The 12,704-nt window shown below is 57.1% G+C and carries 15 protein-coding genes; 2 read left to right on the top strand and 13 right to left on the bottom strand.

Features of this window, described 5'->3' with window-relative positions; genetic code table 11:
* Nucleotides 1-172: 172 nt before the first annotated feature.
* The 13 genes from Q0S71_RS17985 to Q0S71_RS18045 form a co-directional block, all read right to left on the bottom strand.
* Complete coding sequence (locus Q0S71_RS17985; RefSeq protein ID WP_295998810.1) at nucleotides 173-1,846, bottom strand: ATP-binding protein; 1,674 nt, start codon at nucleotides 1,844-1,846, stop codon at nucleotides 173-175.
* A 503-nt stretch (nucleotides 1,847-2,349) separates the two neighbouring features.
* Nucleotides 2,350-2,979: an IncP plasmid survival protein KfrC family protein gene (locus tag Q0S71_RS17990; RefSeq protein ID WP_295998813.1), complete on the bottom strand. Its 630-nt coding sequence runs from the start codon at nucleotides 2,977-2,979 to the stop codon at nucleotides 2,350-2,352.
* A gap of 32 nt (nucleotides 2,980-3,011) precedes the next feature.
* Nucleotides 3,012-3,353 (bottom strand): KfrB domain-containing protein, encoded by a 342-nt coding sequence (locus tag Q0S71_RS17995; RefSeq protein WP_295998815.1) that lies wholly within the window; start codon nucleotides 3,351-3,353, stop codon nucleotides 3,012-3,014.
* A 225-nt stretch (nucleotides 3,354-3,578) separates the two neighbouring features.
* Entirely contained in the window at nucleotides 3,579-4,646 is a 1,068-nt protein-coding gene (locus Q0S71_RS18000) for a DNA-binding protein (protein ID WP_295998821.1), read from the bottom strand.
* Nucleotides 4,647-4,825: 179 nt separating this feature from the next.
* The gene (locus Q0S71_RS18005; protein WP_295999002.1) at nucleotides 4,826-5,719 is read right to left on the bottom strand and encodes a ParB/RepB/Spo0J family partition protein; all 894 of its coding nucleotides are present in this window, start codon (nucleotides 5,717-5,719) and stop codon (nucleotides 4,826-4,828) included.
* 140 nt (nucleotides 5,720-5,859) lie between these two features.
* Nucleotides 5,860-6,630, bottom strand: coding sequence for a ParA family protein (locus tag Q0S71_RS18010; RefSeq protein WP_295998824.1), 771 nt, complete (start codon nucleotides 6,628-6,630; stop codon nucleotides 5,860-5,862).
* Nucleotides 6,627-6,932, bottom strand: a complete 306-nt coding sequence (locus Q0S71_RS18015; RefSeq protein WP_295999005.1) for a transcriptional regulator KorA — start codon at nucleotides 6,930-6,932, stop codon at nucleotides 6,627-6,629. The genes Q0S71_RS18010 and Q0S71_RS18015 overlap by 4 nt, the downstream gene beginning before the upstream one ends.
* 150 nt (nucleotides 6,933-7,082) lie before the next feature.
* Nucleotides 7,083-7,388, bottom strand: a complete 306-nt coding sequence (gene kleE / locus Q0S71_RS18020) for a KleE stable inheritance protein (RefSeq protein ID WP_295998828.1) — start codon at nucleotides 7,386-7,388, stop codon at nucleotides 7,083-7,085.
* 116 nt (nucleotides 7,389-7,504) lie between these two features.
* A complete protein-coding gene (kleA, locus tag Q0S71_RS18025) occupies nucleotides 7,505-7,732 on the bottom strand; it encodes a stable inheritance protein KleA (RefSeq protein ID WP_295998831.1) in 228 nt (75 codons plus the stop codon).
* Nucleotides 7,733-7,880: 148 nt separating this feature from the next.
* On the bottom strand, nucleotides 7,881-8,141 hold the full coding sequence (locus Q0S71_RS18030; protein ID WP_295998835.1) for a transcriptional regulator: 261 nt from the start codon (nucleotides 8,139-8,141) through the stop codon (nucleotides 7,881-7,883).
* Nucleotides 8,142-8,174: 33 nt separating this feature from the next.
* Nucleotides 8,175-8,324, bottom strand: coding sequence for a hypothetical protein (locus tag Q0S71_RS18035; RefSeq protein ID WP_295998838.1), 150 nt, complete (start codon nucleotides 8,322-8,324; stop codon nucleotides 8,175-8,177).
* A gap of 158 nt (nucleotides 8,325-8,482) precedes the next feature.
* Nucleotides 8,483-9,667, bottom strand: coding sequence for a klcB (locus tag Q0S71_RS18040; RefSeq protein WP_295998841.1), 1,185 nt, complete (start codon nucleotides 9,665-9,667; stop codon nucleotides 8,483-8,485).
* Nucleotides 9,668-9,708: 41 nt separating this feature from the next.
* The gene (locus Q0S71_RS18045; RefSeq protein WP_295998844.1) at nucleotides 9,709-10,143 is read right to left on the bottom strand and encodes an antirestriction protein; all 435 of its coding nucleotides are present in this window, start codon (nucleotides 10,141-10,143) and stop codon (nucleotides 9,709-9,711) included.
* Nucleotides 10,144-11,125: 982 nt separating this feature from the next.
* On the opposite strand from Q0S71_RS18045, the gene Q0S71_RS18050 reads away from it, so the two are divergent.
* On the top strand, nucleotides 11,126-11,767 hold the full coding sequence (locus tag Q0S71_RS18050; protein ID WP_295998847.1) for a replication/maintenance protein RepL: 642 nt from the start codon (nucleotides 11,126-11,128) through the stop codon (nucleotides 11,765-11,767).
* A gap of 396 nt (nucleotides 11,768-12,163) precedes the next feature.
* The gene (locus Q0S71_RS18055) at nucleotides 12,164-12,535 is read left to right on the top strand and encodes a transcriptional regulator (RefSeq protein WP_295998850.1); all 372 of its coding nucleotides are present in this window, start codon (nucleotides 12,164-12,166) and stop codon (nucleotides 12,533-12,535) included.
* Nucleotides 12,536-12,704 lie beyond the last annotated feature (169 nt).

Here is a 12,704-nt window from a genome sequence, read left to right on the forward strand (position 1 = left end):
GCGACTGACCCACCCGCGATCGATGTGGACCCAGCAATGACATTGGTCCGCGAGCCTCCCGAGTGGGTCAGTGATTTCTCGGCAGATGGGTCAATTCGGCGTCGGCGCCAACACGCCTGACGACCATCTATTCGATTGAGCACGGTAGTGCGAATTGTAGGAGTGAATGTAGCTATCCGAGACTCATTGCAGGCGTGGTGTACTCAAGCGCAGTGTCGAGAGCCTCCATGAATTCGACCACATTGATGGGTTTTGTTAAGTAGCGCAAGAAGCCGGCTTCTAGCCCCTTGCGCACGTCACGCGGCAGCGCATTGGCCGACAAGGCGATTACCGGAATGTGTGCCGTTAGTGGGTCGTTGCGTAGCATGCCCAGGACCTCGTTGCCGTTGATTCCCGGTAGGTTGATATCCATTAGAATTAAATCGGGCATGTGCTTGCGCACCAGGGCAATGCCCGAGTGTCCATCGATCGCACTGAGCATGGACAAGTCGCCGCGCCGGGCGATTAATTGTTCGACCAGGATGAGATTGGCTGGATTGTCCTCGATATAGAGCACCATTCCCCGCAGCTTTTCGGCGGGCTGCCTTACCCCCACGCCAAGAGGTTGGTTGTCTAGCTGCAGCTTAGGCGCGAAGGAAGCCACAAGTTCGATCCAGAACAGCGTGCCAACGCCGACTTCACTTTCGACACCAATCGTCCCTCCCATCAGTTCTACCAACTGTTTGGTTACTACCAGTCCTATGCCGGAGCCTTCTTCGATGCCAGTTTCCTGACCCAAGCGATTAAACGGCTGAAACAATTGCGCCAACTGGCCGGTCGTCAGACCATAGCCCGTGTCGCGCACGCTCAAGCGTACCCGGTCGTTGTCTTGAATTTTGCATTCTACGACAACGCTACCACCCTCACGGTTATATTTAATAGAGTTCGATAGCAGGTTGATGACCACCTGTTTCACCCTCGTCAGGTCGGCATGTACGTAGAAAGGCGTATCGAGGGACGAAAAGGTGAGTTTGATGTCGCGCTTTTGCGCCTGTGGTGCAATCATTCCCTGACAGTCACGTAAAACGTCAGTAAGCGCCATAGCCTCGCGCGACATCGCAACCTGCCCGGATTCGATCATCGACAGATCGAGAATTTCGTTAATCAGCTGCAACAGATACCAGCCAGCCTTAAGGATCTGCTTGAGCGAGCCTTGTTGTCGCTCACTAGGCGGCGGTTTTTCCGACTCCATTAACTGTGCGAAGCCGAGTACCGCGTTTAATGGAGTGCGCAACTCGTGACTCATGCTCGACAGAAATTCCGACTTCGCACGATTGGCTTTTTCCGCCTGCGCACGCGCGTTCTCAAGCTCTACACTCAGACGTTCCCGCTCTTGTTCCGCGTGCTTACGCGCGGTGTTGTCGGTAACGATCAAAAGGTAGCCGATGAGGTCGCCGGTCGGCTCTCGCAATGCTGTCACCGAGACAATGGCGGGGAAACGGCTGCCATCCTTGCGCACATGCGTCAGTTCATAATTGTCCTCAATGCCGCGCGAAGCCTTGAAGACGAGTGCCTCGAAACCAGGCGCAATCGGCGTTCCAAGTTCCAGCGTAAGGGCGGCGGCGCGGGCCGTTATTTCGAACGAATCAGAAATGTTGGCAGGGGAAAAGTGATTGACCACATCCTCGGACCGGTAGCCAAGCATCCTCTCGGCGCCTACATTAAATAATTGAATCACACCATGTGCATCAGTGGCAATGCAGGAAAAATAGGGGCTGCTGAAGATGGCGTCTTGCAGGGCGCCCGCTTTTAGGAGCTCAGGCTGCATTAGGCGCACGGTGGCACCGACACTGTGATTGTCGTTCATACTACTGTCCTTGGTTGGTACCTGCCGCGCTTCTTCAGGTCGGATTTACGGCGCATTGGTTGATCATCCATATTGCCTGTGTTGCTAATCCACGTGGCATACACAATTTTAACAAAAATCAATTGCAAACTAAAGTTGTGCGTACCAATTGAGTACACCCATGCGAGGCGCTGACATCGAGACGTTTTTCGCGTCTCATATGGGTTGATGTAGCACATGCGAGACAGCGTAGCCCGGTTGTCTAGACCCCAACGAGACGATACCCTTGCCTTCCGGTAATTGCAGTTAGCGCGAGCACGTCGCCATGGAATGCAAGCCAGCGCCGACGATTGCAAGCTCATTTGCAGTTAGCGTGAGCCAGGGCCTGCGGTCATTTGCAGTTAATTCGAGCTGAAATCGGCGTCGAATGCGAGCACGGTCGATTTGAAATGCGAGCCGCTACAGGTAGAAGCCAAGGGAATATTCCAGATCAAGGCGCCTACGATGATCCAGGCGCCGCTGTTTTAAGACCTGGTGCCGACTGCGAGTATCAAAGTGTTCGCGGTGCCGAGTGTTTTCCCGAGGGCCGCCGACTGTTGCCGCTGCTCGATTTCCTTCTTGCGCTGCAAGGCCACTGTGCGGCGCTGCTCTTCCTGCTGCTCGTCCCAGTCGCTCGCCAGGCCGGGTTCCAGGTGACGTAGCCGGCGCGTTGCCATTTCCTCGATGCGCGGCCCATGGGCGCCCATGCCGTCCTTGATTTCACGGACGGTCTCCAGGCGCCCCTGCAGGCGCTGCATCGTGCTTTGCTGTTGCTGGACCTGCTGCTGCCACTTCGTCCGGGTGCTGGGCAGGGCGATCAGGCCGGGCTGTTGCGAGCGCGATTGCTGCAGCCTGGACGACTGCTGCTCGATCAGACTTTCAAGCCGATCCTCGATGCGCTCCACTTGGTCGTGCTTGCTCTCGACCTGGGCGGCGAGGGCTGTGGCGTACTGGCTCTCGATGGACGGGGTGTCGAGCAAGGTGGCTTGCTCGGCCTGTTCGGCGTTCGCCCGTTCGAGCAAGCCATCGGCCTGAGCCTCGGCGTCGAACGACGTGGTGATGGCTTGCTGCGATGTTCTGGTCTGCTGGTGTAGCTGCTCCCGCTGTTGGTTCATGACATGACTCCAATTTTAGCCGCTAAAGTTCGTTAGGAAATTCCGCGCCCCAGCTTCATCGAAGCGGCGGCCACGGTCGCCTTCCCATTATCGTACTTTATGGTTGAATTGCTACCTATTTCAGGGAGTTTATCGAAATCGGAGCGATCATGCTTAATGAAAGTCCTGCCCACTTGCTGGTACACATACTCCTTGTCCGCGTGGATAACCGGACCGTCGTGCGCCTTGGATTTGTCGGCCTGGAGTGACAAATGGATGTTGTAGACGCCAGGCTTCACCGCGCCGGCTTTCTCTACCTTGTCGGTATTCCAGTCGCCGCCTTTTTCGCTCTGAACTAACCGCTGCCCGTTCATGACAAGAAGGCGTTGCTTCATAAATACTCCTGTTGGTAGATAGTCAAAATCGCGTGGCTGATCGCCTTATTGTCATAGGGCGATATGACATAGAAACAACAATTATTTTAGCCCATCCACTTTCGATTTATCTGATTAATTGCATGGATGTATATGCATCGTGACATAAGTTGTGAGAATTGGTGAGATTTCCACAACACAATCACGCTGCGCCTCTAGTTCTTGTTATGGGATCATTCCTTTTTGCTATTTTGACGCGTCTGTTACTGGCGACGGTTTGAGCGTTTGCATGAGTTGTGAGTTTTGATCGGTGATGGCGTCCATCCTGCCACGCAAGGTGGCCGCTTCTTCGCGTGCCTGGTTCGCCGCTTGGTTCGCCTGGTCGCGTTCTGCCTTCGACTGGTCGAGTTGTTGCACCAGTCGCTGCAGCTCGGCCGCCGCCTGACTGCGCTCCTGCTGCAGCGCCTCCTGCGCAGCCTCGGCCTTGGCGCGGACGGTCGCCAGGTCGGTGCGCAACGCATCCATGGCGCCGGCCGCAGTGCGGGCCGCGTCCTCGGCTTTTGCGGTCGCGGCGGTCAGCTCGGCCCGGATCGCGGCCGTCGCCGCTTCGGCCTTGGCTGTCGCCTCGTCCGCGCGGGCTTGCTGAGCGGCCGTAGCGGCCTTCAGAGCTTCGATCTCGTCTTGGTGGGCCTGGCGCAAGGCGGCCAGCTCGTCGCGTACTTGGGAGGCCTCTTGGTGCGCATGATCGAGTTCGGCGCGCAGTTCGTCGGCCCGGAACTTGATTTCCACGGTGCGGGCCTCGGCTGTGACGGTCGCCGCCTCGGCGGCCGTGAGCGCGACGGTCGCCGTTTCGAGACTGGCCTGCAGGTCGTGCGCGTCGGCTTCGGACTGCTCCAGGCTTGACCTGGCGTTCGCCGCGTCGAGTTGGGCCGCGTCGAAGCTCACCACTAAGGCCTCGTAGGCGTCACCGATCTGCTTGGTCAACGTCTCGGCCTCGATCCGCTCGGCGTCCCAGCCGGCCTGCGCGGCCCGTAGGGATTCGTTCGCCAATTCCTGCGCCTCGTGCCACAGGGTCGCCACGGCGACGGCGCTGGCCTGCTGTACAGCTTCCGGCACCTGCACCACCACCGGGGCGGCCTGCGTCGTCTGCGTCCGGCGCCACTCCTTCATGCCCACGCTCGCGTCATTCATATTGACCTTGGCAAGCTTGCGCACTGCGTCCACGGTCGGGAAATTGCCGGCGCGGCCGGCCTGTTCGTAAAGCGAATTCGCTGCGGCGAAAATACGGTCGCGGGCTTCTTGTGCAATTTCCATGATGACCTCCTCGAAGTAATAATCCATTATACATAAATAATGAGAATAATAACGGTAAGAAGAATAATATTATTATTCCTACCAATCTTGACCGCCGTCAAATTTAGCTGCTAAATTTCAGTCGAAAAAAAAGCCCGCGATTGCGGGCGTTAAGGGTGATCCGGGGCGGCTGCTAAAGGTCAGCCTTCGAGCAGGGCAACCAGCTTCACGTCAGTCAAACTGGCCTCGAATTCGGCGCCGTCATCTTCATACTTCATCCATGCGTAACCCTCGGCCGGTGGTCGGCGGGTGAGGATCAGCCGGGCAGGGCGGCCGTCGTGCTCGACCTGGATGATGGCCTTTTTCAGCTTTTCGGGATCGACCTCCTTCTCCTGCTTCGACTCCTTGCCCTGGACGTCGTTGCCGGCCTCGTTATCGGTCTTCCCGCTCACCAGGTCAACCGTGTCCGGGTCGCGGTCGCCCTGCTCATTGGCGCGCTTATCATCCAGGAACTCGCGCAACAATTTGACCTCGCCCCGCGTCACTTCTTGATTCTCGTCTTCGAGCCAGGCGCCGACTTCCTTGGGGTTCTTCTTGTAAGCGGTCACAAGCTCGCTGACAACCGTCACGTCATTGGCGCGACCGGAGTTGAACACCTTGGCAATTGGCTCCGGCAGGTCCAGCAGCGCGGCGTGCTGGGTGATGAAGGAGGGCGACTTGCCGATCAGGTCCGCGATCTGCTTCTTCTTGAAGCCTTTTTTCATCTTGCGGTCGATGTAGGCGGCGATTTCGCGGGGCGTCATGTCCTCGCGCTGCACATTCTCGATAACCTGGTCGTCCTCGTTGTGGTCGTTGTCGATGATGGCCGGCGCCTGGGCCAAGCCTTTGACGCCACAGGCGCGATAGCGGCGCGCGCCATGGTTGACGATGTAACGGCCTGGAACGTCCGGGTGGTCGCGCAACGACAGGGGCGACTTGGGACCATTCGGACCGAACGATGCGGCTAGCTCGGCGATGCTCTCAGGGGCGAATCCAGGATTCTCCGCAGTCCGCGGTTGCTCAGGGTCTTCGTCAATCAGGTCCAAGTCGATCATGATGGGCTTGCCGGCCGGCGCCAGGGCTTGCTGGTCCGCTGCTGCTGGCGTCGATGGCGACAGGGCATCGCCGGCTGCGTCATCCAACAGACCGGACAGGCGGCCCTTCTTTTTTACGATGGTGGGTTGAGTTGCGTTCATTATTTGTTCTCCATTTTGTCGATTGCGTACGCGGCCAAGGCGCGGATTTCTTGGGCGGCCTTGCGGGCGGAAGTTTTCTTGATCTGCCATACCGGCATCTGGTCGGCGAGCGCGTCGGCGATGCTGCTACGCAGCCCTATCGTCAACGGGATCATCAGCTTCGGATAGGCCTCCTGCAGCTCGGCCAGGTTCTGGACGTGGCTGGGATTGCGCATATCGACCATGCTGGGAACCATGCCAAGAAATTGCAGCTTGGTATTGATTTTGCGGACGTTCGCGATCACGGTGAGCATCTTCTTGATGCCCATGATGCTGTAGTACTCGGGCTTGATCGGGGATATCACGCTGTCGGCCGCGTAGAGCGACGCCGCCAGGGTGGTGCCAAGGGACGGCGCGTTATCGATCAAGATGATGTTGAACCCTGCCTTGCCCAGCGCCTCGATGTTTGATTTGAAGCACTCGGCCGCTTCATCGAAGCTCAACTCTTCCATGTCGGCCAGGTCCTTGTCGGCCGCGATCAGGCGCAGCAACGGGCCTTCCGGCAGGTCGGCGAAATGCGCGCTCAGCTTGTCAGCGCCGGCACTGAACATGGAGCTGGCCACGTAGCCGCTTGCAAAGTGTTCGAGCGAGTGGGATGCGTTGCCTTGGGTGTCCAGATCGACGACGGCGACACGGTTGCCGCGCTCGAAGAAGTCAAACCCGAAATGAACGACGCTGGCCGTTTTACCGTCCCCGCCCTTTTGCTGCGCAACTGCCATGGTATGCGTCATGCCTTGGAACCCCTTTTTTTGGCTGCTTCCTCTGCCCACTTCTTGACCGTGTACGCCTGGTGTTCCGGCAGGATCGCCGTTACCCGTTCGTACCCCTGGGGCAGATTCGAGTGCTCGAATGCTGCCCAAACCCGCTGCACCGCCTGGGACACTGCGCCCCTGGTCAGCCCGAGCGCGCTGACGAAACCCGCCTGCGGCTTGCCGTCCACAAGTACGGCCCGCGCTATCTCGATGGTTTGCTTCCCGACTTCCAAGTCCTTGATGCACGCTTGAAACTGTGCCTCGGTTAGCCTCTTTTTCATCAATCTCACCCATAGTCATTTGCTCCGCGCCTTGTTTTCAAAATGCCGGTGTCAGCCAGCGACAAGTAAAGTTTAGCTAAACATAGCGGTGCGGTCAAGCGGTTTCGATAGCTAAATGAAAATAATTTAGCTAAACATTTATAGGCCTGGTCAAAGACCTCTCGGTTTGTAAAGCGACACGAAGTACGTCAGCGCGACGAACGCGCCGAAGTGCAGCATGAAGGTGAAGCCGGCAAACACCCCTGGCGTGTTCCAGTGGTACAACATTCGCACCAGCTGGTAGACGCAATCGAGCGCAACGACCCATTTCAGGAAGGGCCACAGCAGCACCGTCACGACCCATATCCCTTTGAGCAGGGCAGGGTCGTTCGCGGGCGTGCTGGCCTGTTTGGGAGCCTCTGCAGGCGGTTCCGGTGGGGCTTGCTTCGCACCGGGGAACTTCACAATGTTCGTCATAGCTCTTGACCCCTTCTAGCATTCCAGTTCAAATACTAGCTGCAGGTGTCCGCGCCTGGGCTTGAGTATGTCAGTGCTTAGGTCAAGCCCCCGGAGCGATCCGGGGTGCTTCCCACTCATCCAAAACACAGTTGCGCCTGCTCTATTTCCTTGATTGACCAATGCGCTTTCGCATCGCCTTCCAGTTTGCAGCCTTCCACGTAGGCCTCGGCCAACAGGTGCGCCGCGTTGCTCGATGGTTCTGCCGCCTGCCTCATAAGGGCCGCGATACGGTCACGGCGGGCTGGGAAATCGGTGGCGTTGACTTCTTTCAAGAGGTCGAGCCAAGGCATAATTTTCTTCATCGGAGTCTCCGGTAAGTGACCTGGGCAATATGCCCGGCCTCACTTACATATTAGGACAAAATGCCCTAGTTTGCAACCGGAATTTAGCTAAACATTTATACAAATTTAGCTGCTAAAATTTCCCCTTGGAGTAAAATCGCCCTTGCTGTTAGTTATCCCGCCGCTTCCAGATCATCCCCAATCCCGCGAAATCGCAGAGCAACGCCCATGCCGCATAGGGGATCGAGGAATCCCCGCCGACCCAGCGCCGCACAGTCCGATCCCCCTTGGCGCCGAGGCCCAGCGCCCTTGCTGCCTGGCCGCCCGTGAAGTTCGCCAGGCGTAGCACTTCGCGTACTTCTTCGCCCGTCGCTTGTTCCCACGACGCGGCCGGCTGCAAACAGTCGTTCCTAATCAATGCCTCAGTCATTCCCTATCCTTTTCGGTATTTTGTGATGGTTATTCAAAGCGCCAGGTCGGCCGGTTTGGCGGCCCAGCGCAGGCGGTCGTTCTCGCGCCAGTCGGGATCAATGATAGCTGTTTCCTCATCAATAACTCTACAAATGGGGTCGGCCACCCTGGACGAGTCGTAGAGCAGGGCGACGGCATCCACGATCCCTCGCCCGTACTTCTGCACAAGCAAAGCGGCGAGGCGGGGCCTCTCGCCCCCCCCCTCGCCACGTCCTGCTGCCTTGCCTGCGCATACTCGCGCACTTTCTCGGTCAACAACGCAACCGCTGTTTGTTCATCCATTCTTTTCTCCGATCATAATCAAATGGGCTCCAGGGAATCCATGCCGTACACGGTCTGGACGCACCTGGGATCATAGTCAACGACCATACGCCCGTTTCGATTCCGCCGATAGGTAACCGGCCTATCGTCATGCGCAAAAACACTGCGCCCGCCTGGAATAACTTTCGCTATAACGACAATCTTCCCAATCGACTTCTCAAAACAGGCATGGTGAACCTTGACGATTCTGTAGCGCTGGCCCAACTCGGGGCCATCGTCGTTGCCGTCCTGGTCGCCATCCTCGTCAGCCGCTGCAGGGGCCGGCGCGGCCGGCGCCGCTGCCGGCGACTTCTTCGCCTCGCGCATGGCCGCCGCAATCCTGGGACGGGCCGCCTCGGCCCACTTACGGACAATGAAGGCTTGACGAGCCGTCAGCACCACGTCCACCACGACGAAGCCGTCCGGCACCACCTGAACCGCGTCACCTGGCTCCCTGATGGCCGGCTGCCGCCGGGCTGGGGAAACCAGCGCCAATATCCAGTCCGGTAACTGGTCCTCGGCCCGCCGATCCTGATACTCGGCCTCCAGGTAGCGCCGATGCTTGCTAAGGAAGTCGGCGAAGATCAAGGCGGCCGCCGCGTCCACCGCCTGCCCGCGCACCACGCCGCAGGAATGGGATCGATAGCCCGTTTCGGAGATAAACGGGGCGTCCAAGTCCACGGCGTTGAACTCGAAATGCGAATTCAGGACAGACCCGAGGCCGCCGCCGTACTTCACCCAACAGCGGATATCCTTTACGTTGATAAGAAATTCGCCCTGCTGGCCCCACAGCGGCACCACGCCAGGGACGGCGGCGCAGTATCGTTTAACGATCATTCCGGCCGAGTCGTCGCCGGCACAGGAGCCGAAAAACGTCCCGCCGTTCAACTTCCAGATCGCGGCCTCATAGCGCTCACTGATGACCAGGGCCGCGAAGTCAGCGCGGTCAAGCACCGCGTTGTTGTACAGTTCCACGCACTCCCTGGCTACAGCCAGCAAGCCGTCGCGGTCGGCGGGCATCGAGGCAGCGACGGCCGCCGCTGCAGCGTCACGCTCAGCGCCTCGCTCCGCCACACGGTCTGCGTCGGTCTTCGTCTTGCTAGCCGGCTTCCTCGACGTTTTTGGCTTAGCGCCGGCATCGGTCGGCTTCTGATTGTCCAACTTGATTTTCTCGTTGTGTGTCATCGTCGTAATTGGCCCCGGCCTCCCGGCCAGGGCCAACCTCATCAGTCGATGGCCTGGAAGATGGCGCCGCCCTCAGCGTGCGAATCGGCAAACTCAAGCAATTGGTGGTAGTGGTCGATCAAGGGGCCACACTCGTCAGCGTCAGTGACTTCGGCGGCGATCTGGCCCAACGCGAACAGTGTAGCGATGACGCCAGCCGCGTCGGCCGACACCGTGCCACTGTAGTGGTTGCCGTGAACCTCGATGCGCAGCGGTCCAGGCATGACCGGGGCCATGTAGAAGCCGCCATTGCTTAATTCAAAGAAATCCCACTGCCCGCCGTTGTAGTCGGCCGACAGGCGGTCGAGCCACGCATACACCAGTGGTTCGCCGAGCATGAACAACCTCCCGCCGAAGTAGGTTGGTAGGAAATTTACACGCTGATTGTCCAGCACGCGGGACGCGGTTACGGGAAGGTTTTGTTGCGAGTTGACCATCGGAGTTCTCCGGTTATTGACCTGGGCGATTGCCCGGCCTTCAACAACAGTATAGGGCAAATTGCCCTAATTGACAAGAGAAATCATTAATGTTTAGCTAAATTCTCAACTTGGCCGGTATCCTCGACAGAGCCAACTAGATGCCTTGACAGCGCGGGCGTCCCCGCTTGTCTCCGGTCGAATTTTGCTTCGCAAAATCAAGCCCCTGCTTGCGCAGGGGTCGATCCGGCTGCGTTAAGGTTGGTGCCGGATAAATCCGACCCCTGAACCCCTCCCGAGGCCGCCAGCCCCTCCTACAATGCCTTGAACGCGATATTCACGGGCCGCCGACCAAACACTGGCCCTTCCTTGGCGTTCAACCAACTGGCTTTTACATACCAATGGCTTTCGTTCAGGCTTTGCCTGCCCGCGACGGTTATATTGAAAATGTATAATGCCTAATATTGTATTTTTTGAGCAGACTTACGCAAGGGCATAGCGGGCCGCTCCAGGCCCGCACTTTTACCGAGGGGTTTCCCTGAGCGCGTAGCGCGATCTGTTGTTAATGGGTTTCATGGGGTTTCCTTAGACTGCCCGTAAGGGCAGGCTTGCGAGTGCCTTACCCCCGCGCATTCGGACCTGCGGCGCCGGATCGGCCCACCAGGGCTGCCGAGGGCGTGAAATTGGCCATAGTTAATACTTAAGAAGCAAACAGTTGTAAGTCCTTGATTTGTAAACGACCGAACTATCACGAATGCAAGTAATTCTCTCCACTATTGATAGAATCTCTCTCAAAAATGATTGTGTAATTGATAGACTTGCGTTATAGTCTCTCAAGATGAGAGTAAAAATTGATACGATCTCTATCACTGCCTGATAGACTCTCTCTCAGAAATGCGTGCGTATTTGAGAGTGAAAAATTATCCTCTCTCAACTTTAGTTTCAAAATTGAGGTGATTTCTATCACCGCCTGATCGAATTACACTCAAAATTAAGTCTCATTATGATAGACAAAACTGAAGATGTTAGCAACGGCGCAGAGGTCGAAGGCGAGCCAGAGGGAAAGCCAAAGCGCGGCGGCCGTGGCGTCCGGTACGACCACAATCCGTTCATTGCGAACGCTGTCACTAACACGAAGCAGGGCTTCAAGCGCATCGCCAACAAGGACGGCAACAGGATGATGGTCGTCAACCAAGGCACTGGCGAGATCGTGGCGCCGGCCGGGTTCTGGCAGACGCAGGAAGTCGATAAGACCCAGTTCGTCAAGTTGTATGTCAACGGGGTGAAGGCATTCAAGGACTTGAGTGGCGGTGGCACCAAGGTCTTCGAGGTGCTGTATCTGCGCGTCCAGGAAAGCATCGGCAAAGATTCCCTGTGGTTGACGTTCCCAAGCATTGACCAGGTGGAGACGCCGATGGGCCAGGCCACGTTCTACCGTGGTATGAAGGAACTCTTGGAAAAGGGGTTCATCGCTGAAAGCTTGACGCCGGGCTTGTACTACCTCAACCCGGACTACATGTGGAACGGGGACAGGTTGGCGTTCGTGAAGGAATACCGGCTCAAGTCAACCTCGAAGTCGCCGCGCCTCAAGGACACAAACACGCCAGATATGTTTGACGACGCTCCCCCGGCACTTCCTGGGTAATACCGGGCGGCGCGGCCCGGCTCGCCGTCATTCTCAGTCTTTGACCTTCGGAAAGGCGCTGACAGCCCGAAGGGGCGAGCCTCCGTTGGTTGGAGGCTCGCTGCGAAGCACACCATAGCCGGTTTTCGCGCGAGCGCGAAAATTCCCCGTCGGTCGCAATCGGCTAGAAATAATCCCATTTTTAATATTTAACAATCGGCCATTTCCGATTTAGCCTACAAGCAAGGCTATCGCCAATCGCGGAATCACGGGTAATATTGTCAAGAAATTGAAAGCTCATAAAGGTTACTGCGCGGATATGTTGGCGCATTGCATGTAATCAAGCTAAACAACTTCCTTGACCGGAACTTTAGCGGCTAAAATTCTGGCTGCTTATAAAAACCAAAATGGCCACCCGTGTACAACCAAATATTTTTCACCAATGTCCTGCGCTTGCTCGATGAACGCAATATGACAAAGAGCGAGCTTGCGGAAAAAGCCGGCATATCGGTTTCGTTCCTCTCCGACCTGACCAACGGCAAAGCCAACCCCTCGCTCAAGGTCATGGAACTCATCGCCGAGGCGCTGCAGACGGCACTGCCGGAACTGCTGGAAATGACCGACCTCGACCGACAAACACTCGATGCTCTGACGGGTGGTCATGCCATCCACAGCCTGCCAGAAGGTTTTGTTCGATTCACGGCGATCCTGACGGAGTTCCAAGCATTTTCCGTTAAGCAATGGGACGATCAGAACCGGAAGAAACTGGCGAAACGAAGAGTTCGATAGGAAATTTCGAGTGACGTTCGGAAACCTTTAGCAGCTAAATATTTTCATGTAGTAGCAGGCACGCAACGTGTCTGCGCCCTCCGTCGAGGCGGGCTGTGGTATGCAAATCCCCCTATGAAGTCCATTGAAGTTATAAATTGATACATAACAACGCGCATTCGATTAATGC

This window comes from Rugamonas sp. (genome assembly GCF_025354735.1).
Classification (GTDB): domain Bacteria; phylum Pseudomonadota; class Gammaproteobacteria; order Burkholderiales; family Burkholderiaceae_D; genus Rugamonas.

Bases quoted from the DNA above. Each gene is read 5' to 3' on its own strand.
- Q0S71_RS17985 (WP_295998810.1), bottom strand. From the start codon at position 1,846: ATGAACGACAATCACAGTGTCGGTGCCACCGTGCGCCTAATGCAGCCT.
- Q0S71_RS17990 (WP_295998813.1), bottom strand. From the start codon at position 2,979: ATGAACCAACAGCGGGAGCAGCTACACCAGCAGACCAGAACATCGCAG.
- Q0S71_RS17995 (WP_295998815.1), bottom strand. From the start codon at position 3,353: ATGAAGCAACGCCTTCTTGTCATGAACGGGCAGCGGTTAGTTCAGAGC.
- Q0S71_RS18000 (WP_295998821.1), bottom strand. From the start codon at position 4,646: ATGGAAATTGCACAAGAAGCCCGCGACCGTATTTTCGCCGCAGCGAAT.
- Q0S71_RS18005 (WP_295999002.1), bottom strand. From the start codon at position 5,719: ATGATCGACTTGGACCTGATTGACGAAGACCCTGAGCAACCGCGGACT.
- Q0S71_RS18010 (WP_295998824.1), bottom strand. From the start codon at position 6,630: ATGACGCATACCATGGCAGTTGCGCAGCAAAAGGGCGGGGACGGTAAA.
- Q0S71_RS18015 (WP_295999005.1), bottom strand. From the start codon at position 6,932: ATGAAAAAGAGGCTAACCGAGGCACAGTTTCAAGCGTGCATCAAGGAC.
- kleE (WP_295998828.1), bottom strand. From the start codon at position 7,388: ATGACGAACATTGTGAAGTTCCCCGGTGCGAAGCAAGCCCCACCGGAA.
- kleA (WP_295998831.1), bottom strand. From the start codon at position 7,732: ATGAAGAAAATTATGCCTTGGCTCGACCTCTTGAAAGAAGTCAACGCC.
- Q0S71_RS18030 (WP_295998835.1), bottom strand. From the start codon at position 8,141: ATGACTGAGGCATTGATTAGGAACGACTGTTTGCAGCCGGCCGCGTCG.
- Q0S71_RS18040 (WP_295998841.1), bottom strand. From the start codon at position 9,667: ATGACACACAACGAGAAAATCAAGTTGGACAATCAGAAGCCGACCGAT.
- Q0S71_RS18045 (WP_295998844.1), bottom strand. From the start codon at position 10,143: ATGGTCAACTCGCAACAAAACCTTCCCGTAACCGCGTCCCGCGTGCTG.
- Q0S71_RS18050 (WP_295998847.1), top strand. From the start codon at position 11,126: ATGATAGACAAAACTGAAGATGTTAGCAACGGCGCAGAGGTCGAAGGC.